Source organism: Pontibacter qinzhouensis (genome assembly GCF_008017455.1).
GTDB classification, from domain to species: domain Bacteria; phylum Bacteroidota; class Bacteroidia; order Cytophagales; family Hymenobacteraceae; genus Pontibacter; species Pontibacter qinzhouensis.
On sequence record NZ_VRTY01000103.1, the window covers coordinates 1 to 22,406 of the forward strand.

15 protein-coding genes are annotated in these 22,406 nt (G+C 49.0%); 13 read left to right on the plus strand and 2 right to left on the minus strand.

Annotated elements, in window-relative coordinates; genetic code table 11:
* The first annotated feature begins 608 nt into the window (after positions 1-608).
* The 10 genes from FVR03_RS20065 to FVR03_RS20110 all read left to right on the plus strand — a co-directional run bounded on the left by FVR03_RS20065 (position 609) and on the right by FVR03_RS20110 (position 16,783).
* Complete coding sequence (locus FVR03_RS20065; RefSeq protein ID WP_147923563.1) at positions 609-3,839, plus strand: SusC/RagA family TonB-linked outer membrane protein; 3,231 nt, start codon at positions 609-611, stop codon at positions 3,837-3,839.
* Between the two features lie 53 nt (positions 3,840-3,892).
* The gene (locus FVR03_RS20070; protein ID WP_255474317.1) at positions 3,893-5,401 is read left to right on the plus strand and encodes a RagB/SusD family nutrient uptake outer membrane protein; all 1,509 of its coding nucleotides are present in this window, start codon (positions 3,893-3,895) and stop codon (positions 5,399-5,401) included.
* A gap of 557 nt (positions 5,402-5,958) precedes the next feature.
* Positions 5,959-8,298: a DUF5703 domain-containing protein gene (locus tag FVR03_RS20075; protein WP_222707281.1), complete on the plus strand. Its 2,340-nt coding sequence runs from the start codon at positions 5,959-5,961 to the stop codon at positions 8,296-8,298.
* A gap of 150 nt (positions 8,299-8,448) precedes the next feature.
* A complete protein-coding gene (locus tag FVR03_RS20080; protein WP_147923565.1) occupies positions 8,449-9,600 on the plus strand; it encodes an ABC transporter substrate-binding protein in 1,152 nt (383 codons plus the stop codon).
* Entirely contained in the window at positions 9,597-10,763 is a 1,167-nt protein-coding gene (locus tag FVR03_RS20085; protein ID WP_147923566.1) for a CaiB/BaiF CoA transferase family protein, read from the plus strand. The genes FVR03_RS20080 and FVR03_RS20085 overlap by 4 nt, the downstream gene beginning before the upstream one ends.
* Before the next feature lie 189 nt (positions 10,764-10,952).
* Positions 10,953-12,116 (plus strand): CaiB/BaiF CoA transferase family protein, encoded by a 1,164-nt coding sequence (locus FVR03_RS20090; RefSeq protein ID WP_255474318.1) that lies wholly within the window; start codon positions 10,953-10,955, stop codon positions 12,114-12,116.
* A gap of 318 nt (positions 12,117-12,434) precedes the next feature.
* A complete protein-coding gene (locus FVR03_RS20095; protein ID WP_147923567.1) occupies positions 12,435-13,673 on the plus strand; it encodes an extracellular solute-binding protein in 1,239 nt (412 codons plus the stop codon).
* A 168-nt stretch (positions 13,674-13,841) separates the two neighbouring features.
* Complete coding sequence (locus FVR03_RS20100; RefSeq protein ID WP_147923568.1) at positions 13,842-14,921, plus strand: Gfo/Idh/MocA family protein; 1,080 nt, start codon at positions 13,842-13,844, stop codon at positions 14,919-14,921.
* A gap of 9 nt (positions 14,922-14,930) precedes the next feature.
* Positions 14,931-15,383: a MaoC family dehydratase gene (locus FVR03_RS20105; RefSeq protein WP_147923569.1), complete on the plus strand. Its 453-nt coding sequence runs from the start codon at positions 14,931-14,933 to the stop codon at positions 15,381-15,383.
* Positions 15,384-15,706: 323 nt separating this feature from the next.
* On the plus strand, positions 15,707-16,783 hold the full coding sequence (locus tag FVR03_RS20110; protein WP_147923570.1) for an L-rhamnose/proton symporter RhaT: 1,077 nt from the start codon (positions 15,707-15,709) through the stop codon (positions 16,781-16,783).
* Between the two features lie 259 nt (positions 16,784-17,042).
* Here FVR03_RS20110 and FVR03_RS20115 read toward each other — a convergent pair whose 3' ends face one another.
* Together FVR03_RS20115 and FVR03_RS20120 are read right to left on the minus strand one after the other, a co-directional pair.
* The gene (locus tag FVR03_RS20115; RefSeq protein ID WP_147923571.1) at positions 17,043-17,858 is read right to left on the minus strand and encodes a sugar phosphate isomerase/epimerase family protein; all 816 of its coding nucleotides are present in this window, start codon (positions 17,856-17,858) and stop codon (positions 17,043-17,045) included.
* Positions 17,859-18,075: 217 nt separating this feature from the next.
* Positions 18,076-18,921: an AraC family transcriptional regulator gene (locus FVR03_RS20120; RefSeq protein ID WP_147923572.1), complete on the minus strand. Its 846-nt coding sequence runs from the start codon at positions 18,919-18,921 to the stop codon at positions 18,076-18,078.
* A gap of 428 nt (positions 18,922-19,349) precedes the next feature.
* Between FVR03_RS20120 and FVR03_RS20125 the strand changes: the two genes are divergently transcribed.
* The 3 genes from FVR03_RS20125 to FVR03_RS20135 all read left to right on the plus strand — a co-directional run.
* Positions 19,350-20,180, plus strand: coding sequence for a phytanoyl-CoA dioxygenase family protein (locus tag FVR03_RS20125; protein ID WP_147923573.1), 831 nt, complete (start codon positions 19,350-19,352; stop codon positions 20,178-20,180).
* A gap of 21 nt (positions 20,181-20,201) precedes the next feature.
* Positions 20,202-21,317, plus strand: coding sequence for a Gfo/Idh/MocA family protein (locus FVR03_RS20130; protein WP_147923574.1), 1,116 nt, complete (start codon positions 20,202-20,204; stop codon positions 21,315-21,317).
* Positions 21,318-21,543: 226 nt separating this feature from the next.
* A partial coding sequence (locus FVR03_RS20135) for a sugar phosphate isomerase/epimerase family protein (protein ID WP_147923575.1) occupies positions 21,544-22,406 on the plus strand: 863 nt, incomplete at its 3' end.

The following is a 22,406-nucleotide window of genomic DNA, read 5'->3' on the forward strand; positions in this document are numbered from 1 at the left end:
CATGTAAATAGCTCTATTTCAATCAATTTACAGCTTTCTTAGCCATTAAACAAGTGCCTAATTCAAATAAACTATTTCAAAGCGCTGCACATGGCAATATCTAGTTCAGTGAAGTATAGCAGGCAGGCATTGTAGCCATACTTTATTAAATTTTAGGTATTCTGAAAAACCAAAAGAATTCGAAAAAATATGAAAACAAAATAACGTCAAATTGTTTTCATATATAAAATAATTATTTATCTTTGAATCTGTAATCTAAGTATTAGAAGCTGCGATAATTTATGTCTTCTGGTCGAGGTGCAAGTTCTGAAGGAAGATATAGTTAAGGCTATATTTTTTTTATTTAACCATTAACTAACATTAGTTCACGGTTGATTATTTAATAGTTTTATTGCCCATACACTCAGTTGCTGCCTAAAATCTTACTTAGCGGCTCCTGGTGTGCTCCACAAAGCCACGTTAAATTTTGCTGTCAGCAGGCGGTTTTAATATATTGGCTTGCCACCATTCCCTTGTGTTGATGAAGTGCTGTTCTGGCTCTTTAAGTAATTACTAATTGCTTTTGCTGATGTAATAATGGCTGAATACAATTCCTAAACTATACACACATGAAAAAAATAATCTACCCATTCAGTAAACTGCTGCTTCCTTGCATGCTGCTGGGAGTAAGTCAGGTTGGCTTTAGCCAGCAGCAGGCATTCTCGCAGTTTGCGGAGAGCAACCTGCCAAAAAAGACTATGGCTGCGTTGGCAGGAAGCAAAGCAGGGGCAACAGACAAGGGCGGCATAACCAGAAGCCTGCAACAGGAGGGTACGGTAACTGGTAGAGTACTTGATGAGAATGGCACAGGCCTGCCAGGCGTAACCGTTATGCTAAAAGGAACATCACTAGGTACATCTACTGACCTGGATGGTAATTTTTCGTTGGCCGCTCCTGCTGCAAACAATACACTGGTTATTTCTTACGTAGGTTATGTAACCCAGGAAGTGCCTGTTAATAACAGAACGACGCTAAACATTAACCTGGTGCCAGATGCCAAGGCGCTGCAGGAAGTGATTGTGGTGGGCTATGGTACCCAGAACAAAGCAAACCTGACAGGAGCCGTGTCTACGGTGTCGGGCCAGACCCTGACGCAACGCCCTGCGCCAAATGCCGCGAACTTAATACAAGGCCGCGTAACCGGTGTGCAGGTAACGCAGCCCTCTGCCGAACCAGGCCGCGATAACCCGAATTTTGTGGTGCGTGGGCGAGGTACCTTCGGCAATACAGGCCCACTTGTGCTGATAGATGGCGTTGTCGGCTCTTTTAATAATCTTTCGCCAGATGATATTGAGTCGGTAACGGTGCTGAAAGATGCTGCTTCTGCGTCTATTTATGGTTCCAGGGCCTCTAACGGTGTAATTCTGGTAACTACAAAGCGTGGTAAGGCCGGTCAGCTCAACATCAGTTACCGGGGTAATGTGGCAACGCACACACCAACCGCTCTGCCAGACCTTATCACCAACTCAGCCGAATACATGGAAATGTATAACCAGGCGGCAGAACGGAACGGTATTGCATTCAGGTACACACCGGAGCAGATAGCACAGTTCCGTAACGCTACAGACCGGGAGCAATTCCCGAACTTCGATAATGTTGATTACTATATAAACCCTGCCACTGTTACAAACCACAGCCTATCGGTATCGGGTGGAGGAGAAAAAAGTAGCTTTAACCTCTCGCTGGGCTACCTCGACCAGAACGCCATGATTTCGGGGTATAATTTTAAGCGGTACAATGCTTTGTTAAGTTATACGTCGGAGCTAAGTAAATATGTAAGAGTAGGTACAGTTATGAACCTGACTCATAAAGACAGAAACGAACCGCCATTTACGGGTGAGAACATGGCGCTTTCTATTTACGCAGCTGGGCCGCTCTACGGTCCGTTTTTACCTGATGGTAGCGGCCGCATTGTGTCTAGAGCCTATCAGTTAGAGGGTAGAAACCGGAACCCGCAGGAGTACTATGCCATGGGCCGCCAGCGAACGCAGGAGTACAATGCCAACGCGCAGGCTTTTATAGATATTACACCGCTTAAAGGGCTTACCTGGTCTACCAAAGCTGCGCTTAATTATGTAGATGAGTTCTATAAAATGCACCAAACGCCCTACACGGCTTACCTGTCGCAGGAACGGAACCCAACTACCGGCGACTACAGAGCAGACTCTTTTGGTCCTGATATTTTAGGTGTAACCGACCAGTACTCAAAAGAACTGACACCAACTATTTTCTCAACGCTTACTTACGAGAAGAGCCTGAACGACATGCACAACTTTAAAGCATTAGTTGGTTATGAGCAGGTGTCTTATAAGTTCCAGACGTTGAGAGCCAGACGCATAAATACGGCCTCTCCTGTGCTTGACGAACTGACAGCTTACACAGCCGAGAACCAGTCGCTGTTCTTTACACACCCGCGCCTGCCTGGGTTAAACGGTCCGTCGGAGTGGGCGCTGCAGTCATATTTCGGTCGCTTGAACTACGATTATAAAGGTAAATACCTGCTGGAGGCAAACCTGCGCTACGACGGTACCTCCAGAGTGTCGCCAGGTTATCGTTGGGGTGCATTCCCTTCTTTTTCTGCTGGCTGGTTAATGTCTGAAGAAGATTTCTTCCGGAATACCTTTAGCGATGCGATCGGTAACTTCAAACTTCGAGGGTCTTATGGTATTTTGGGTAACCAGAATATTGGGCCATATGCTTACCACAACAACCTGGTTATAAACAACGTGTTCTATCCGTTTGGGAACACAACAGCGCAGCAGGGTGCTGTTGTAAACCTTTTCGTGGATCAGAGCATCCGATGGGAATCTACCCGCATGCTGGACCTGGGTTTCGATATGGATATTAAAAATGGTCTGCTCGGAATCGCCTTCGACTGGTTCCGGAAAACAGGCTTCGATAACCTGGCTAGCCCGCCCGTACCAGCGAGCCTTGGTTTGGGAGCGCCCACCATTAACAACGGCGAAATTCGCAGCCAGGGTATAGAGTTAGAACTGACGCATCAAAATAAGGTAGGAGAGGTTACTTATGGTGTAAATGCCTTAATTTCTACGGCCAGAAACAAAGTAATCGATATTCCGGTGCCTTCCAGAGGATCACTTATAAGAGAAAACGGCTTGCCTTTCGACTCTCATTTCCTGTATCAGTGGGATGGTATTTTTCAGCTGAACGATTTTAATGATGATGGTACTCTTGCCAGCAATGTGCCCCGGCATGTGGCCAATGCCAACCCAAGACCCGGCGACCTGAAAATGAAAGACCAGAACGGTGATGGTATAGTAGACGCAGACGATCGTGTGGTCGTGAAAGGGGCCTACCCGGACTATATTTACTCTTTTGGGTTTAATGTGGGCTTCAAAGGCTTTTCGCTCGATGCCTTCTTTCAGGGAGTGCAGGGGCAGCAGTCAAGGGTAACAGGCTGGGGAGTAGATCCTTTCCACCAGGGTGCTGCACCAACCGAAAAGTGGCGCAACGCCTGGACCCCATCTAACCCTACAAACGAACTTCCGGCGCTGTATGTGCAGGGGTACCCAGGTGTGCAGGCGTATGTTAACTCCACCTACTACCTGCGCGATGCCTCCTATCTGCGCCTCAAAAACGTAGTGCTTTCCTACTCCCTACCAAGTGCGCTGGTTTCCAGAATCAAAGCGAAAGGTATAAGTGTGTACGTGTCTGGTGAGAACCTGCTTACCTGGACCAAGTACGAAGGCGGCGACCCTGAAAGAGCCAGCATCACCGGCAACTTTGCGCAGTACCCGCAAGCCAAAATCTACAATGTAGGCACTAACATTAACTTCTAATGCGTAAGACAATGCGAATCAAACATAAAATCTCGATACTTTTATCAGCCACTATGTTGGTTGCAGGAGTTTCCTGTAAAGACTTCCTCGACAAAGTTCCACTCAACAGTATATCGAACGAGACTTTCTGGCTATCAGAAGGCGATGCGCAGGCTGCTTTAACAGGTGTTTACTCCAGGTTGCAGCAAAATTTTCTGGGCTACGAACGGGTTTACCTCGACGGACTTTCTGATAACGCCTACCTGGACCCAGGCAATGGTAACCAGAGCAGCATGCTTAACATGACCATCGGCAGTATTTCGCCGGTGCTTGGCGGCGCCATCAATAACATATACAGCTCGCCGTACCGCGCCATCACCTCCTGCAATTACTTTTTAGATAACATAGACAGAGCACCTATAGCAGAAGAAACCAAAACGAGGTACAAAGCCGAAGCACGCTTTATTAGGGCGCTGGCCTATTTTGACCTGGTGCAGGCCTTTGGTGGTGTTATCATCTACCGTAATTTCTTTGCCGTAACAGATGATGCCAAAATAGCCAAAAGCACACCTGAAGAGGTGTATGCCTTTATTCACGAAGATCTGGATTTTGCCATTGCCAACCTGCCTGATGAACGTTACAACGGGCGTGCTGTAAGAGGTAGCGCCCAAGGCATTAAGGCACGAGCGCTAATCACGCAAAATAAATTCAGCGAAGCAATTCCGGTACTGCAGCAGATCATAAACTCAGGCAGGTATGCCTTGGCAAATAATTATGCTGCCCTGTTTCGTACGGCAGGTCAGGCCAGTGCCGATGTGAATCGCGAGATCATGTTCTCGACCCAGTACCTGGCTCCGAACAACGTGCATCGCACAAGTCCGGGTGCTGCCGGTATGGACATAGAACTTGGCTGGTTCTCGCTGATGCAACCTTACAAAGACCTGGTAGATGCGTATGAAATGACGGATGGCAAACCTGCCAGCTTATCGCCGCTATTCGACCCAGCCAACCCCTACGCCAACCGAGACCCGCGCCTTGACATGACTGTGAAGTTGCCCGGCGAAGTTTGGCGCAACGGTGCAGGAGTAGAGTGGGCCGGTAGTTATACCTCCGTAACCGGTTTCCTGATGGAGAAATACGTAGACCTGTCGAGGGCACCTTTTACAACAGCCACCGCCCAGAACTCCGACCAGGACTACATACACCTGCGCTATGCCGATGTGCTGCTAATGTACGCCGAAGCCATGAATGAAGTGAATGGGCCTGGCGAGGAGGTTTACAATGCTCTAAACCAGGTCAGGAGCAGGCCTACTGTAAACATGCCGGCCGTAGACCAGTTAATGTACAACACCCAGGAATCGTTAAGAGAGTATATCCGCAACGAACGCCGTGTAGAGCTTGCTCTGGAAGGCCAGCGCTACAACGACTTAAAGAGATGGCGCATTGCTCATATTAAGTTACCAACTCTCCGGACTCCTGCCGGTGCACAGCTTCAGTTTAACACGACCAACTATGTGCTGCCGTTTCAGCAAGCGGAGCTAGATGCCAACCCGAACCTGGTGCAAAACGACGGTTATAACTAATCACTTTTGAATTCCTGTAATGAAGATGCGCCAGAAGGGTATTTTCATTACAGGAATTCTTTTTACTTGTCTCCTTATTCGGCTCGAGACCTTGAGGCTTTTTGCGCTAAAAGTTCTCTGGAGGCTATTTCCATTAGAATAATTTAATTGCTGATTGTTCTAAGATTAACTGTTAGATGTGAGGAAGTGAAAATCTGGAGATGGGTAATGGCTGAACAAGTTCCAGAGTCTGCTAGCCCTTGGCAAAAAGTTGACTAAAATCTGTCTGAAGGCCATTTTCATTAGAATAATTTACAGGTATCTCTGCCGCAAGCTTTCAGCTCGTTGTTTTATAGGAAACGAGTTTTCAACACGCGAGGACACTCGCGCCATCATATTTTTTAATTTCTGATTTTGAATTTGGAAAAGCACTAACGACTTGAGTCTATGATACTGCATTTATACATAAATAAAGTGCGCACTAATAAATAGCTATCTCCGTTAACAAACCTGTGCTGTTATCCTTAGTTTTACGTGGTAGAACAACAGTTGAGTTTTATTGACTAAACACACGTAGCATGCAAACCAAGCGAACCTCCACACGCTGTGCCCTTTTACTTATGCTGTTTCTGGCAGCAGTCTCTGCCTTTGCGCAAACGCCCGACCTTACTTCCTACAATATTGTCTGGAACAGCCAAAGCAAGAACGCCAGCGAGTCGATGCCTTGTGGTGGTGGCGACATTGGCCTGAACGTGTGGGTCGAGAACGGGGAATTGCTCTTCTATATGTCCAGGAGCGGAGCTTTCGAAGAGAACAACATATTTCCGAAATTTGGCCGGGTACGCGTTAAACTCTCGCCTAACCCGTTTGAAGACGGTACCAGTTTCAGGCAGGAGCTAAAGTTGCAGCAAGGTTTAGTAGAGATAGCCGGAACAAAAGGCAAGCATACTGCCACGATCACCGCCTGGGTCGATGTGTTCAGACCTGTTATTCATATAGACGTAGCCAGTAACCAGCCAGTGCAGGCAACTGCTACTTACGAGAGCTGGCGCACCAAAGACCGGGAACTCCTGCAGGGCGAAAAATTCTCCAGCTCCCTAAAATGGATCAAAACCCCAGCCACCAGTTACAAAGACATTATCGATTTTACAGGAAACGAGGTGCTGTTTTACCACCGAAACCAGGACTCGACCATATTCGACCTGACGGTAGCAAGCCAGGGACTCGATTCTGTGAAGCACCAACTCCTGAACCCGCTCAGGCACCTGACCTTTGGCGGGCGCATGCGGGGAACCAATATGTTACCAGCCGGAAAAACACAGGGAACCTACCTGAACACTCCTTTCGAGGGCTGGAAACTGCAAAGCAAATCGGCCCAGCGAACGCACAAACTGGAAGTGCTGCTGCACATTGCGCAGGCCGAAAGTCAGTTGGCCTGGCAAGCCGGCCTCAATAAACTGGCAAAAGAAGCCAGGGCGGCAGAGCGAACCGCCTTCCGCAGGAGCCAGGACTGGTGGAAAGGATTCTGGCAACGGAGCTATGTGCTCATCAACCCGAACCAACCCGATGCAGCTGCGGCTCCCTGGCAGGTAGGGCGCAACTACCAGCTGTTCCGCTACCAGTTGGCCTGCAACGCTTTTGGCAGCTACCCAACCAAATTCAATGGCGGGCTTTTTACTGTAGATCCTGTTTTTATAGACTCAACTAAATACCCTTTTACACCTGATTACCGCAACTGGGGCGGCGGCACCTTTACTGCCCAGAACCAACGGCTGGTGTACTGGCCCATGCTTAAAAGCGGTGATTTCGACATGATGCCCCCGCAATTCGACTTTTACCGACGTTTGCTGCCAACAGCGGAGAAACGAACCAGCTCGTACTGGGGCCACAGAGGCGCTTCTTTTACCGAGCAGATCGAGAATTTTGGCCTGCCGAACTATGCGGAGTACGGGCTAAAACGACCACATGGCTTCGACCCCGGCGTAGAGTATAATGCCTGGCTGGAGTACCACTGGGACACCTCCCTGGACTTCTGTCTGATGATACTCGATCTGCAGCGCTACACCGGCAAAGACATAAGCCAGTACATGTCCCTGATCGAGAGTTGTGTTGTCTTTTTTGATGAGCATTACCAGTACCGGGCTGGCATGCGTGGCGCTAAAAAGCTGGATGAGAACGGCCACCTGGTGCTGTACCCCGGCACGGCAGCCGAAACCTTTAAAATGGCCTATAATGCAGCCTCTACTGTTGCCGGCCTTAAAACAGTGCTTGGGCGTATGCTGGAGTTGCCACAAGAGTATGCCTCCGCAGAAGCGCGTGTGCAGTGGGAGGAGATGCTGAAGCGGGTGCCGCCTCTCAGCTTCCGCGACATGCAGGGCCACAAAACCATTGCCCCGGCCAAAAGCTGGGAGCGCATGCAGAACACCGAAATACCACAGCTTTACCCGGTGTTCCCGTTCGGCATGTACGGCATAGGCAAACCCGACCTCGAGGTTGCCATAAACACTTGGAAGTATGACACCGATGCCATTAAGAACAGGAACTACACCAGCTGGCACCAGGACAATATTTTTTGCGCCCGACTTGGCCTTACCGAAGAGGCAGCCGCTATAACCGTACAGAAACTTCAGGACGCCGATCGTCGTTTTCCTACTTTCTGGGGGCCAGGGCACGATTGGGTGCCCGATCATAACTGGGGAGGTTCCGGCATGGTGGGCTTGCAGGAAATGCTCCTGCAGGCTGATGGAAATAAAATTTACCTTTTCCCGGCCTGGCCCCAAACCTGGAATGTAACATTTAAACTACACGCACCCTATAACACCACTGTAGAGGGTAAATTGGTGAACGGAAAAGTGCAGGGCCTGAAAGTTACACCCAAGCACCGCGAAAAAGACATAACATATATGAATTTTCGATGATCCCGTAAAATAAAGCAGTTGTTTATGTCAGGTAAAACCGTAATAAATACCAGTCTTTGCGCCATCGGGTACTTAAAAAATTAATAAGCTTAGTTTGTTTTATAAATAAATTTTATATTTATATTTGAATGCAAATACTAACAAACATTTATGTCTTCTGGACGAGTAAAATTAACAGGTATTACCTGGGATCATAGTAGAGGTTTAGTGCCAATGGTGGCAACAGCGCAGCGTTTCGGTGAATTATACCCCGAAGTGGAAATTAAGTGGGTAAAACGCTCTCTACAGGATTTTGCTGATAAACCGCTGGGCGAACTTGCCAGCGATTATGATTTAATTGTGATTGACCACCCTTGGGCCGGCTTTGTGTCGGCTAATGAGGTGCTGGTGCCGATGGAGGCGCATTTGCCAGCCGGCTATTTGCAGGAGCAAGCAGAAAACAGTGTAGGTGCCTCCCACAGAAGCTATGCCTGGGATGGAAAGCAGTTTGCACTTGCCATAGATGCTGCCACACCGGTAGCCTCTAGTCGCCCGGACCTGCTGCAGAAGCATAACCTGCAACTGCCCGAAACATGGGATGAGCTGCTGGAACTGGCCGATGCAGGATTTGTAGCGTTCCCGGCCATACCGATCGACACGTTGATGAATTTTTATATGTTCTGCCTGGCGCACGGCGAAGAGCCTTTTCTGCAGGAACAGGAGGTGGTAAGCCAGGAAGTGGGCATCAAAGCTTTGCAGACGCTCCGCCAACTCGCCGGCAAGGTAGATAAAGCCTGTTTCGACTGGAACCCGATAAAGGTATACGAGGCCATGACCCAAACCGATAAGTTTGCGTACTGCCCCTTTGCCTATGGCTACACCAACTACTCGCGGCCGGGTTATGCCCGGGAGCTGCTGCATTTTCATGATGTGGTTTCGTTTGGCGGTAGCGGTAAGTTAAGAAGTACACTGGGCGGAACCGGGCTGGCTGTGTCGAGCACCTGCAAGCACGTAGAAGTAGCCATGCAGTATGCTGCTTTTGTAGCCTCTCCGGAATGCCAGCAAACACTTTACTTTACAAGTGGCGGACAACCCGGGCACCGGAAAGCGTGGCTGAACGAAGAGACCAACCGGCAGTCGGCCAATTTTTTGAAAGCAACATTACCAACGCTCGACAGAGCGTTTCTGAGACCAAGATACAACGGCTATATGCACTTCCAGGACCATGGCGGTACACCTATCCGCAACTACATGATGCAGGGTGGAAACGAGGAGCATGTGCTGAACGAACTTAATACATTATATAGAGAATCAAGAAAATGAAGCCACTGGAGAATCTGGTAGTGCTGGAGTTCTGCCAGTTTATGGCGGGGCCTTCGGCAGGCTTGCGGCTGGCAGACCTGGGCGCAAGAGTGATAAAGATAGAGCGGCCCGGAAAAGGAGAAAGTGGCAGGCAAATTTCCATTAAAAACCTTTTTTCAGGCGACGATGGAATTGTTTTTCATACGATAAACCGCAACAAAGAATCGTACGCAGCCGACCTGAAAAGCCCGGAAGATCTGAAACGCATTAAAAAGCTCATTGAGCAGGCTGATGTAATGACACACAATTTCAGGCCGGGCGTGATGGAAAAGATAGGGCTCGATTACGAAACCGTGAAGGCCATAAACCCACGCATTGTGTATGGTGTGGTAACCGGTTATGGCAACAAAGGCCCCTGGGCCTCCAAGCCAGGTCAGGACCTGCTGCTGCAGTCGCTCTCAGGGCTGTCCTACCTCTCCGGCGATAAAAACGATGCGCCAACACCATTTGGACTGGCCGTAGCCGATATGCTCTGCGGTGCCCATTTTGTGCAAGGTATTCTGGCCGCTTTAATCCGAAGAGGTAAAACAAAGGCCGGTGCGCTGGTAGAAGTGAGCCTGCTGGAGTCGATCATCGATTTTCAGTTTGAAGTAATTACCACCTACCTGAACGATGGTGGCAAACTGCCAGACCGTGCCATGCGCGGCAATGGCCATGCCTACCTCAGCGCTCCGTATGGTGTTTACAAAACAAAAGACCGCTACCTGGCCCTGGCCATGGAAGACCTCGATACTTTAGGCGAAACACTTGGCTGTTATGAGTTGTTAGAGTACAAAGGCAGCGACTCCTGGTTTGTGTACCGCGACGATATTATGCGCAAGCTTGGCCTGTTCCTGAAAGAAAGAACGACCGCAGAATGGCTGGCCATTCTGGAACCCGCTGACATCTGGTGTGCCGACATCCTGAATTATGAGGAGTTTCTGAACCATGCCGGCTACAAGGCTCTGCAAATGGAGCAGGAAACGGTTACAGCCACCGGCGACAGAATCCGGACCACCCGTTGCCCGATCAGGATTGATGGCGAACGCCTGTTCTCGCCTAAACCTGCGCCAATGGTTGGCCAGCATGTAAAAGACATCGAAAGAGACTTTAATTTATCGGCGGGCTATGGCAATGCTTCCTGATACTGCAAATAAAAACAAACTTAATTAGTCCTGCTGCTGTTCTTGATGATCATGCGTGTTGATTTACAGGCTATTAAGTCTGTAACACGAGGCTGATGCCGTAAAACATTGGCTTTTTTGTGTTAATGCACAGGCAGCAGCAAATAAATACTACATTATCTAGAACGGAGGCCATACCTGGTTATGCTGATGATAAAACCTTTAGAAGATATACTAGTCGTAGATTTCAGCCAGTTTCTTTCGGGCCCATCGGCCAGTCTGAGGCTAGCCGATTTGGGCGCTAGGGTAATAAAAGTAGAAAAACCCGAAACAGGAGATATTTGCAGGCAACTGTATGTCTCTAACCTCATTATGAACGGCGACTCGTCTGTGTTTCATGCCATAAACAGAAACAAAGAAAGCTTTGTGGCCGACCTGAAAAGCGAAATAGGCCGAAACGAGGTGTGGGAGCTTGTAAAGCAGGCCGACGTGGTGATGCACAACTTTAGGCCCGGCGTAATGGAACGCCTTGGCTTCGATTATGAGGCCGTGAAACTGGTGAACCCGGAAGTGGTGTACGGCGAAATATCCGGCTACGGCGACGAAGGCCCCTGGCGCGATAAACCGGGCCAGGACCTGCTGGTGCAATCGCTCTCTGGCTTAACCGGCCTGAGCGGCAACGGCGACAAAGGCCCCGTACCAATGGGCATTGCCATTGTCGATATCTTAACGGGGGCACATCTGGCACAAGGCATAATGGCCTGCCTGGTGCGTAAAGGAATCTCCAATGTGGGTGGGCTGGTGCAGGTAAGCATGATGGAGTCTATCGTCGATTTTCAGTTCGAGGTAATTACCACCTATTTCCGCGATGGCGGCGAACCAACCGTACGGTCCCTCAAAAACAACGCCCACGCTTACCTGGGTGCACCTTACGGCATTTACCGTACCAGCAACGGCTACATGGCCATTGCCATGGCTTCTATTCCGCAACTGGGCGAACTGCTCAACTGCCCTGCGCTGCTGGAGTACCAGGAGGTAGCTTCCTGGTTCAACGAGCGCGACCAAATAAAATCGATACTGGCAAAGCACCTGCTGGGCGGCACTACTGAACAGTGGCTGGCCATACTGGAGCCGGCCGATGTCTGGTGCTCCGATGTCCTGACCTGGGAAAAGCTCATGCAGCACGAAGGGTTCAAGGTCCTCGACATGATACACGAAGTAACCATGGGCGATGGCTACCGCTACCGCACCACCCGCTGCCCCATTAAAATAGACGGTGAATACCTGCTCTCGAAAAAAGGAGCACCAAAGCTAGGCGAGCACACTGCCGCCATTATAGAAGAAATGCTCGTAAAGCACACCCTGGGCAAGTAACAAAACAGGCAAGGGTTGAACCTGAAAGGTCTAAAAACCTTCGGAAGGCTATTTTCATTGAAATAATTTGTTGATTGCAGGTTGTTGATTGCTGATGGTTCAATGGCTTAATTGTTAAATGGTTGATTTAAAAATGATTGATCAGTCTACCTTATCGCAAGCTCATAGCTGTTAACATAATAAAAGTCTTGAGTCTGAAAAGCCTTGAGTCTTTTGTCCAAAAAAAGCTTTGGAAGGGCAAAACCATTAGAATTATTTTGACATAAAGACAAAACTTACTTGTAGGTACTTTCCATTTCACCGCCATAACACGCACCTATGCCTGAAAACAACAAGAAGCTACGATTTGCAGTCAGAAAATTTGGCCCGTTTGAGGCCGCTTTAGAGAAGGCATGGGAAGCCTATTGTAACGAGACAGGTTGTACCTGGCAGCTGGAGCCGGTGCCGATGGACCTGCACGAGCTGCACGAGGCAACATTAGGCAACAGCGGGCTCCTGCGGGGCGACTGGGATATTGCCCACCTCAACACCGACTGGGTAGCCGAAGCGCATGCCAAAGGTGCCATTGCCGACCTGGTTCCTTTTATACAGAAAGACAGCCCGGAGGAGTTTCCGGCTGGCTGGTCTGATGCACTCCTGCAGATGCAGCAGTTCGGGGAGCAGGTAGTAGGGCTGCCTTTCCACGATGGCCCCGAATGTTTGATCTACCGCAAAGACCTGTTCGAAGACCCTACAGAAAAAGAAAACTACCGCAGCCAGTTTGGCAAAGAACTCGCGCCACCCACCACCTGGGACGATTTTGTAACTATCGCGCGCTTTTTTCAGCGGCCGGAGCAGGGGCTGTATGGCTCCCTTTTCGCGGCTTACCCCGATGGCCACAACACCGTGTTCGACTTTTGCCTGCAACTCTGGACGCGGGGAGGAGAACTTGTGGATGCTGACGGGAACATAAACATAGACACACCCGCAGCGCAGGAAGGGCTAACGTTCTACCGTGCCATCTTAAAAGACAAAACGGCCGTGCATCCAAGCTGTGCCGAGTTCGAGTCGGTTGGGGCGGGGCAGGCATTTGCCCGTGGCGAAGTAGCCATGATGGTGAATTGGTTCGGTTTTGCCGCCGTGTGTGAGGTAGACCCAACCGCTAAGGTAAAAGGCAACGTCGACATAGCCGATATTCCGCATGGGCCAACCGGAAAAGGAACCTCGCTGAACGTGTACTGGATGTATACCATCGGGGAGGGCAGCACCAAAAAAGACATCGCTTACGATTTCATAAAGTTTGCCACTAACAGAGAAAACGATAAACTGCTGACCCTGAGCGGTGGCATCGGGTGCCGCATTTCTACCTGGCACGATCCTGAAATTAACCGGATGGTACCTTATTACCACAAATTAGAGGAGCTTCATAAAAACTCCCGAACATTGCCCCGCCACGCCGATTGGTCCAGAGCTGCCGCCATTATCGATCAGGTGGTGCTGCGCGCAGTCCAAACCGAAGAACCTATAGCATACATCCTGCAGCAGGGGCAGCAACAACTAAACCAGCTTTTTAGCTGATAAAACGGTGCACGAGCGAGCGTCCTCGCTCGTGTCTACTATTGCAAGGCCTCCGGCCGTTACAGAAGTCGAAATTGATAAAACACATTCAGCAAATTTTAAAACTTAGAGAAGTACACTGATCAGGATTTAAGATTCAATCAGTCTCTCCATCGCTCATTCAAAATAATGCAGATACCTTACAAGCCTGAACTGCCACAACAGCCGCTCCCGATCGTTATTATCGGGGCTGGCGGTATTGTGCGAGATGCACATTTACCTGCCTACAAAAAAGCTGGTTTTACGGTGTTCGGTATTACCGATAAGGTACAGGAAAAGGCCGAACAGCTAGCGGCAGAGTACCAGATTACACATGTGTTCAAATCTGTTGCAGAAGCAGTGGCAGCTGCCCCCGAAAATGCCGTGTACGACATTGCCCTCATGCCCGCTCATTTTGTGGAGGTGCTGCAGCAACTGCCAGAAGGTGCTCCGGTGCTCATCCAGAAGCCGATGGGCGATTACCTGGCGCAGGCGAAGGAGATTTATGAAGTTTGCCAGCGCAAGCGATTAAAGGCGGCTATTAACTTTCAGCTGCGGTTTGCTCCGTTTGTGAGTGCGGCACGGTACCTGGTAGAGACTGGCCTGATTGGTGAGCTTTACGACATGGAGGTGCGGCTAACGACCTTTACGCCCTGGGAGCTTTTTCCGGCTGTAAAGGTGCATGAGCGGCTGGAGATCCTGTTCCACAGCATCCACTATATCGATCTGCTGCGCTCGTTCCTGGGCGATCCGGAGCGGGTGTATGCCAAAACGCTGCGCAACCCGCACAAGAACCTTTCCTCTTCACGCACTACCATTATTTTAGATTACAACGATAGCCTGCACGCCGTTATCAACACCAACCACGACCATAACTTCGGGCCAAAGCACCAGGAGAGCTTTATTAAATGGGAAGGTACCAAAGGAGCCATAAAAGCAAAAATGGGCCTGCTGCTGGATTACCCCCACGGCGTGCCCGATAAGTTTGAGTATTGCCTGCTACCGGAAGAAGGGCAGGAGCCCGTTTGGGAAACAGTTGAGCTGGAAGGAAGCTGGTTCCCCGATGCCTTTGTAGGCACCATGGCCAGCCTGATGCGCTTTGCACAGGGCGAAACCACCCATTTGCCAACCAGCGTAGAAGACGTGAGCAAAACCATGGCCGTTGTCGAGAGCGCGTACGAATCGAGCAGCAGCGGCGGCGTAGAAATAAAAAAGCATTTAATTAATTGATGAAGCTTTATGCATATCAGATCTCAATTTTACGAAGACTACACCCTTGGCGACACCAGAGAAACACTGGGTAGAACCATTACCGAAACAGATTTTGTGCTGCACGCCGGCCAGACAGGCGACTTCTTTCCGCACCACATGGATGCCGAATGGTGCAAAACACAACCCTTTCAGCAGCGCATTGCACATGGCACCCTTATCTTCAGCGTCTCTATAGGGCAAACAGCCTCCGAAATTAACCCCGAAGCTTTCTCGAAAGGCTACGACCGCCTGCGCTTTATAAAACCTGTTTACATAGGTGATACCATTCATACAAAAGTTACGATTTCCGAAAAAGAAGACGATAAGAAACCTGAATACGGCAAGGTGGTGGAGCATGTGGAGGTGTTTAACCAGCGCGGCGAAATCGTGATGGTGGCAGACCATATTTTGCTAGCTAAAAAGAGAGAGGTTGCTGCTTAGGTAGCAATCCTTTTTCCTCTTTTAAATTAACCTATGCTAGTGTGGTGTGCTTTCTTCTCTATATTTGATGTTGTAACACCTAAAAGCCTTGACCCTCAAAAGCTCAAAATTCTTCTGAAGGCGATTTTCATTCGAATAATGTAGACTTTTGGTTGAGTGGATGCCTGAATAATAGCATACACTTACCTGAAAAAGATCTGAAATCTGGCATCTAAAATCTTTTCCAGGAGAATAGGCTAAAATATCTGTATTTAAACAATCGTTAGTTATTTGCTCCTCGGCAACCAATACTTAACCCCGACATCTCCACCTTTACCTCAACCATGATAGTACCTAATCCTATTGCAGGAACAGTCTTGCACGCTGTAGGAGGAATTTCTGCCTCGACCTGCTACCTGCCTTACCACCAAACAAAACAATGGTCCTGGACCTCCTTCTGGCTGGTTCAGTCGCTTTTCGCCTGGATAATTGTGCCTACGATGTTAGGTATCTTTACTGTGCCGGACTTTTTCTCCATTCTGGCAAGCGCACCCTCCGATGTGGTGCTGGGTGCTTTCCTGCTGGGTGCCTGCTATGGCTTTGGCGGCATGTCGTTTGGCTATGCTACGCGCTTTATCGGCTATTCGCTTACCTATACCATCTCCATCGGGTTGTCGGCTATTATTGGCACGCTCACGCCTTTGCTGCTGCGAGGCGAGGTAACGGAGTATTTTCAGCGGCCGGGCGGCGGTATTATTCTAACAGCCATGTGCGTGTCTATGTTAGGTGTGGCGCTCTGCGGATGGGCCGGTTTTAAACGCGAAAAAGAAGCAGGCCAGAGCCAGCGCTTCGACATGAAAAAAGGCTTGCTCCTCACGATAATAGGTGGCATACTATCAGCTGTCTTTAACATCTCGCTCGAGTACGGGCAACCTATTGCCGACATGGCCGCAGCCAACGGAGCAGGCCATTTTGAAGGCAACGCTAAACTGATTGTGTCGACGGCCGGTTGTTTTGTGGTGAACCTGGTGTGGTTTATGGTACTGGCGCTACGGGAGGGCAACCTGAAAGAGATGACGAGCAAAGGCAGTGGCCTGGGCAAACTGGCTATCCTCAGAAACTTTATGTGGTCTGGCCTGGCAGGAACACTCTGGTGCTTCCAGTTCTTTTTCTATGGCCTGGGGCACGTTAAAATGGGCAACTTCCAGTTTGCCAGCTGGCTTATCCACATGTCGATGCTGATCTTTTTCAGTTTTGTGGTAGGCGTTATCATGAAAGAGTGGAAACATGCCTCCCGCAGAACGTACCTGTTGCTAATCGGGGCGCTCGTGATTTTATGCACCTCCTTCCTGATTATGACCTATGGCACCGTTAAAGGGCAGGCAGAGATGGGGGAGGTGCCAACAAGCAGTGGGCATTAGGGCTGCGCCAAATTAGAAATTAAAAATTATGCTGGCGCGAGCGTCCTCGCTCGTGACGACTATTCCGCGGCCTCCGGCCGCTTTGAAAACTCATTAAGATCCGTAATTCACTTTTTTCTGAATCACGGATTTTAATGAGTTTAACAGATGACACAGATTTTGAGATTTAACATTCCCATCCGTGAAATCCAGTCATCCGATTAATCTGTGATTCAGACAGGCAGCAGCTTCAGAAAATACTTGCAGTTTTGAAAAAAAACTAAGCATACCGCTCGCGCAGCAGTTGCATCATGTACACATTTACATCCCATTGGCTGGTAATGGGTTGCTGGGTAAATGGCAGGGGTACCATGTACGGGTAAGGGCCAAATTCGGGCGTGATGGTGAGTAGTGTGTTTTCCTGCCTTTTCCGTTTCGCCACCTCGTCCCACCAGGCCAGGTGATGCTGCACTGCCTCCTGCCACTCCGGTACGCGCGGGTCCGGCACCTGGGGCCCCTCCGGGTAACCAACTCTGGCATGAATGTGCTCTGTGCGCGAAATAGCCAGTTCCATCGCCTCCTGCTGGTCTTCTAAATACGACTCGGCCACGTTTACCCAATGCGAAGCATCAAGGGTAATTTTCAGGTAGGGAATTTGGCGAAGGTACTCGGCGGTGATGTGGGCAGCAAAGGCAAACTTATTTCGGTGTGTCTCGTGAAACACCTCTACACCTGTGCTGTTGGCAAAATCTACAGTTAAATCAATAAGGGTTTTGTTCTGCTCAAACGTGAAGAAATCTTTACCTGTCTGGCAGTCTATTTTTAAGGCCGGGAAGGAGCGCATTTTGTCGAGCCAGGCCGCGAAGATGTCGTGGTGTTTTGCAAAGTCAGCTTCGTACGTGGCATAATGCTGCGGAATTACTTCCAGCCCATGCTTGCCCAGCTTCTCCCACACCTCGCTCAGTTCCTCCCTGGTCATGTCGTTCGGAATAGCGCACTCCATGCCATTGTACCCGGCAGCTTTTATTTTTTGCAGGTACTCGTTCCAGGGCAGGTGCTCGCAGCCCCAGCGCGGGCAAAAGAATTTTACGTCCATAGCTTTAGTTGAATGAGTGTTTTTTTGACTGAATGATTGACTGAATTATTCTAATGATTTTGGCCTTCCAAAGGTTTTTACCAGGTTTAGGACATAGGGCTTCAGGCGAAGATGTATGAATTCTGATAAGTTGAAATAAGAAAGATGGTGGAGGGTGTTCAAAATTCACTCAATCATTCAGTCACTCAATCAAAATTCCTTTAGCCTCTTAACTAAACTAGACCTTGTGCTGCCGCTGGAACTGGTAAGGCGTGCATCTAAGTATTTTCTTAAACTGCTCGTTAAAGTTCGTGAGGTTGTTGTAGCCGCTCTCGTAGCACACGTTGCTGACCGAGACATCGCTCTCCATCAGGCGTTTGCAGGCATAACCTACTCTGATTTCGTTTACGAAATGCGTAAAGTTTTTCTTGGTTCTGTTCTTGAAATAGCGGCAGAAACCAGAGTAGCTCATGTTGGCCAGTTCGGCCACTTCGCCTACCTGTATTTCGTTTTTAAAATTCAACATCACATAATCAAACACTTTGTTCAGGCGGTCGTTATCGCGGGAGTTCTGGCCACTGATCTCGGTACTGGAGAGCAGTTCAAAATCAGGGGTGTCAGCGAGCGTGCTTAAAATGCTGAGCAGGCAAATAAGCCGTTCCATACCTTGCAAAGTAAGCATATCGTTCATTTTCTGACTGATATGTGCCCGCGTTTCGCCGGTAATATGCAGGCCCATCCGCGATTTCTGAAACAACAGCTTCAGCTTCTGCATTTCAGGAATCCGTTTGAACTCGCTTCCTAAAAAATCTTCTTTAAAATGAATTACCAGCGAGCCGCCTTGTGCCTCAGCATCTTCTTTTCGGAATAGGTGTGGTACATCCGGACCCAGAAACGTCAGGTTTCCTTCTTCATAATCGGAAACATGGTTACCTACAAACCGCTTTCCTTTTCCTTTTAATATAAGTACCAGTTCGTATTCGGTATGGTAGTGCCAGGGAGTTTCGAAATGTGGCGTAAAGAAAGTATCCGCAACAAAAGAGCAGTGCTCCGACAAAGGGAGTTTTTGAATATGCGGCTTCATTTGATTTGTTTTACGTGTTAAATATACCTTTAATTTACCAGATTTATTGTTTAAACGGTTAATATATGTCAAAAAAGTTTATTTATTTGCTATAAAACCGGTGGCGTTAAACAAAAATAAAATCGAACTTTGAATAAGTTATAAAGAAAGAGAACGAAGAATATCGTAAATTATTGAAATTTTTTATTACTTAGTATATTCTTTACGTTTTTTGTTCAACAACCACAGGCCGGAGTGATGGCAGGCATGGCAAAAAAGCAGGTGTGGAATTGCAAAAGCAGGCAACTGCTTTTTTTAATCTTTAAATATAAACAAACATTAGTTATTTAAAATCACGGCATACCTCATACTGGCAGATACTTACCTGTGGTTATCTGGCTTTGCAATAAATGAATTGAATTTTCTGTCGAACATAAACAATAGTGCAAATGATCTCAACAAACTTAACTCCAGCTCAAAAGGCACAATACGACCAGGATGGTTACCTTATCATTAAGAACTTCTTATCGGAAGAGGAAGTGGCCTTGCTCTACGGATTGGCTGTTGAAGATGCACAGCTTCGCAAAAACGCCTTCGAGTTTAAAGACCAGAGCGGCAAGCACACCCGGCTAACCTTGTGGTTTACACCCGGCGACGATACATTTGGTCTGCTTACCCGTAGCCAAAAAATAGTGAATGCGGCACAGGCTGTATTGGGCGAAGGAGAAGTTTGTCATTTTCACTCGAAGCTCATGCAGAAGGAACCGGAAGTGGGAGGAGCCTGGGAGTGGCACCAGGACTACGGCTACTGGTATAAAAACGGTTTTCTGTACCCCGATGCCATGCTGAGCGTTATGCTGGCGCTAACGGAGGCCACCAAACTGAACGGCTGCCTGCAGGTGCTGAAAGGCTCGCATAAAATGGGACGCTTTGAACATAACTTTGCCGGCGAGCAGCAGGGAGCCGATATGGCCTTTGTAGAAGAAGCCCTCAAGCTTTGCGAACGGGTTTACGTGGAGCTGGAGGCTGGCGATGTGCTGTTGTTCCACCCAAATTTGCTGCACATGTCGGAGGCCAATTTATCGGATAAACCGCGCTGGTCGCTCATCTCGGCTTATAACCTGAGCTACAACGTGCCTTTCCGCGAAAAAAATACATCGTGCATTACTCCGGTTAAAGTAGTTCCTGACACGGCCATTCTGGAGTCTGATCCGGTTGGCTTGTCGGCACAGACCGATTTTCTGAATAAGGAGAACGAAATAACCCTGAAAGTTAAATAAGTAGAAACAGAGCACATAACTATGGACACATCGTTAGATATTCAGTTAAACTATCTCCCTAAACTGCCTCAGAACCTCGGGATGGGTATTGGCTGTATCGGCTCGGGTTTTATTATGGCCGATTGCCACCTGGTGGCTTACCGGCAGGCAGGTTTTAACCCGGTGGCCATTGCCTCGCGGCATCGTGCCAACAGCCAGTCTGTGGCCGACCGGCATGGCATAGATAAAGTGTACGACTCGTACCAGGAACTGCTGCAAGACCCTACTGTTTCGATTTTAGATATTGCTGTTCCGCCTAATTTCCAGATAGAGATTGTGCGGGAAGCCGTAAAGCATGCCGACCATATAAAAGGTATATTGGTGCAGAAGCCGATGGCTGTAAATTACCAGGAAGCCAAAGAAATTGTGCGGCTTTGTGCCGAGGCAGGCATAAAGCTCGCTGTTAATCAGAACATGCGCTACGACCAATCTATCAGGGCCTGCAAGTCGCTGCTGGACCAGGGGGTGCTGGGCAGGCCGGTTTTTGCCTCTATCGATATGCGGGCCATTCCGCACTGGATGCCCTGGCAGAAAGAACTGGGCTGGGCCACCCTCCGCACCATGAGCATCCATCACCTCGACGCGTTCCGGTTCCTGTTCGGCGACCCCGACAGGGTGTACTGCAGCGTAACTGAAGACCCGCGCAACGGCAAGGATTTCAGGCACGAAGATGGGGTGTCGCTGTACATACTGGAGTACGACAATGGCCTCCGCACCTCCTCCTGGGACGATGTCTGGACTGGCCCGAGCCGCGAAGGAGCAGCCAGCGACATTTATATTAACTGGCGCGTAGAAGGCACCGAAGGCATGGCAAAAGGCAGCATCGGCTGGCCCTCATACCCTGCCCGCACCCCCAGCACCCTCGACTATACCACCGTACAGGAAGGTGAGAAATGGTTTAAACCACGTTGGGACGAAGTCTGGTTTCCGGATGCGTTTGTAGGACCCATGGCTCAACTAATGTGTGCGATTGAGGAAGATACCACGCCAGAGATAAGTGGTGAAGATAACCTCAAAACCATGGCCCTGGTAGAAGCCTGCCATGTGTCGTACCGTGAGCGCCGGGCTGTAGCTATTAACGAAATACTGGCAACCTGATTCTGCGGGAACAAGATACAGGGCGCAAGACACAGGACTTTTTTATGCTGAGATGGAGTATGTTTTGTGGTTAGAGCATGTTCAAATCTAGCAGAGTTTAAGCAAGAAACTATTCTGTTTAAGTAAAGCGGATTCTCTCTTTCTCTGGTAACTCTAAAAAGTCTTGTGTCTTACGTCTCCTTATAAATTTATACAAAATCCTATACCTAATCCTCATTTTTCCACTATGATACAAGTCGGCATATTTACTGGTTACTTTCCTTACACGTTAGAAGAAACGGCCCGCAAAATCCGGGAGATCGGGTTTAACACCGTGCAGCTGGACCTGAGCTTTAAAGACATGGACTTGTCTACAGACCAGATAACGGCCGAAAAATGCCGGAAAATCCGCGATACCTTCCGTCGCCATAATCTGCCGATTTCCTGCATTTCGGGTTATACCAACCTGGTGCATCCCGACCCGGCAAAGCGGCAGGCAAACCTCAAGCACCTGAAGCAACTCATCCGGTTCGCGCACGACATGGGCTCGCCGTACGTCATCAGCGAAACCGGCACCTTCGATACCGAAAGTGACTGGGTGCATCATCCAAAAAATAAGACGGAAGAAGGATACGAGGAATGTGTGAAAGTTATTCAGGACATAGTAGATTTCTCGCGCGAGCATGGCGTTACCTTTTTAGCTGAAACCTATGTGAACAACGTGATCGGTTCTGTAGAAGAAACCCTGCGTTTGTTCTCAGATGTAACAGACCCGCACCTGGGCCTCCTTATGGACCCGACCAACTACTTCGAGGAGCACAATATAGACCAGATGGACCAGACGCTGAACTATATTTTTAACGCTTTGTCGCACCGTATAAAAATATCGCATGCCAAAGATGTGAAACGTGCCACAGCTGCACAGGGAGTTAAAATGGCCGACATTGATGCCAGTGAGGCCCACACTTTACGTGGCGTTGGCATGATCGAGTTGCCGGCACCTGGCTTAGGTTCCCTGAACTACGACCTGTACCTGCAGCGCCTGAGCCGCGACTACCCGAACATACCTATTATTATAGAGCACCTGGAAGAGGAAGATGTGCCGCGTGC

What these genes read in the sequence shown, in the direction of transcription:
- FVR03_RS20065 (WP_147923563.1), top strand. Translation starts at nt 609, where the DNA reads ATGAAAAAAATAATCTACCCATTCAGTAAACTGCTGCTTCCTTGCATG.
- FVR03_RS20070 (WP_255474317.1), top strand. Translation starts at nt 3,893, where the DNA reads ATGTTGGTTGCAGGAGTTTCCTGTAAAGACTTCCTCGACAAAGTTCCA.
- FVR03_RS20075 (WP_222707281.1), top strand. Translation starts at nt 5,959, where the DNA reads ATGCAAACCAAGCGAACCTCCACACGCTGTGCCCTTTTACTTATGCTG.
- FVR03_RS20080 (WP_147923565.1), top strand. Translation starts at nt 8,449, where the DNA reads ATGTCTTCTGGACGAGTAAAATTAACAGGTATTACCTGGGATCATAGT.
- FVR03_RS20085 (WP_147923566.1), top strand. Translation starts at nt 9,597, where the DNA reads ATGAAGCCACTGGAGAATCTGGTAGTGCTGGAGTTCTGCCAGTTTATG.
- FVR03_RS20090 (WP_255474318.1), top strand. Translation starts at nt 10,953, where the DNA reads ATGATAAAACCTTTAGAAGATATACTAGTCGTAGATTTCAGCCAGTTT.
- FVR03_RS20095 (WP_147923567.1), top strand. Translation starts at nt 12,435, where the DNA reads ATGCCTGAAAACAACAAGAAGCTACGATTTGCAGTCAGAAAATTTGGC.
- FVR03_RS20100 (WP_147923568.1), top strand. Translation starts at nt 13,842, where the DNA reads ATGCAGATACCTTACAAGCCTGAACTGCCACAACAGCCGCTCCCGATC.
- FVR03_RS20105 (WP_147923569.1), top strand. Translation starts at nt 14,931, where the DNA reads ATGCATATCAGATCTCAATTTTACGAAGACTACACCCTTGGCGACACC.
- FVR03_RS20110 (WP_147923570.1), top strand. Translation starts at nt 15,707, where the DNA reads ATGATAGTACCTAATCCTATTGCAGGAACAGTCTTGCACGCTGTAGGA.
- FVR03_RS20115 (WP_147923571.1), bottom strand. Translation starts at nt 17,858, where the DNA reads ATGGACGTAAAATTCTTTTGCCCGCGCTGGGGCTGCGAGCACCTGCCC.
- FVR03_RS20120 (WP_147923572.1), bottom strand. Translation starts at nt 18,921, where the DNA reads ATGAAGCCGCATATTCAAAAACTCCCTTTGTCGGAGCACTGCTCTTTT.
- FVR03_RS20125 (WP_147923573.1), top strand. Translation starts at nt 19,350, where the DNA reads ATGATCTCAACAAACTTAACTCCAGCTCAAAAGGCACAATACGACCAG.
- FVR03_RS20130 (WP_147923574.1), top strand. Translation starts at nt 20,202, where the DNA reads ATGGACACATCGTTAGATATTCAGTTAAACTATCTCCCTAAACTGCCT.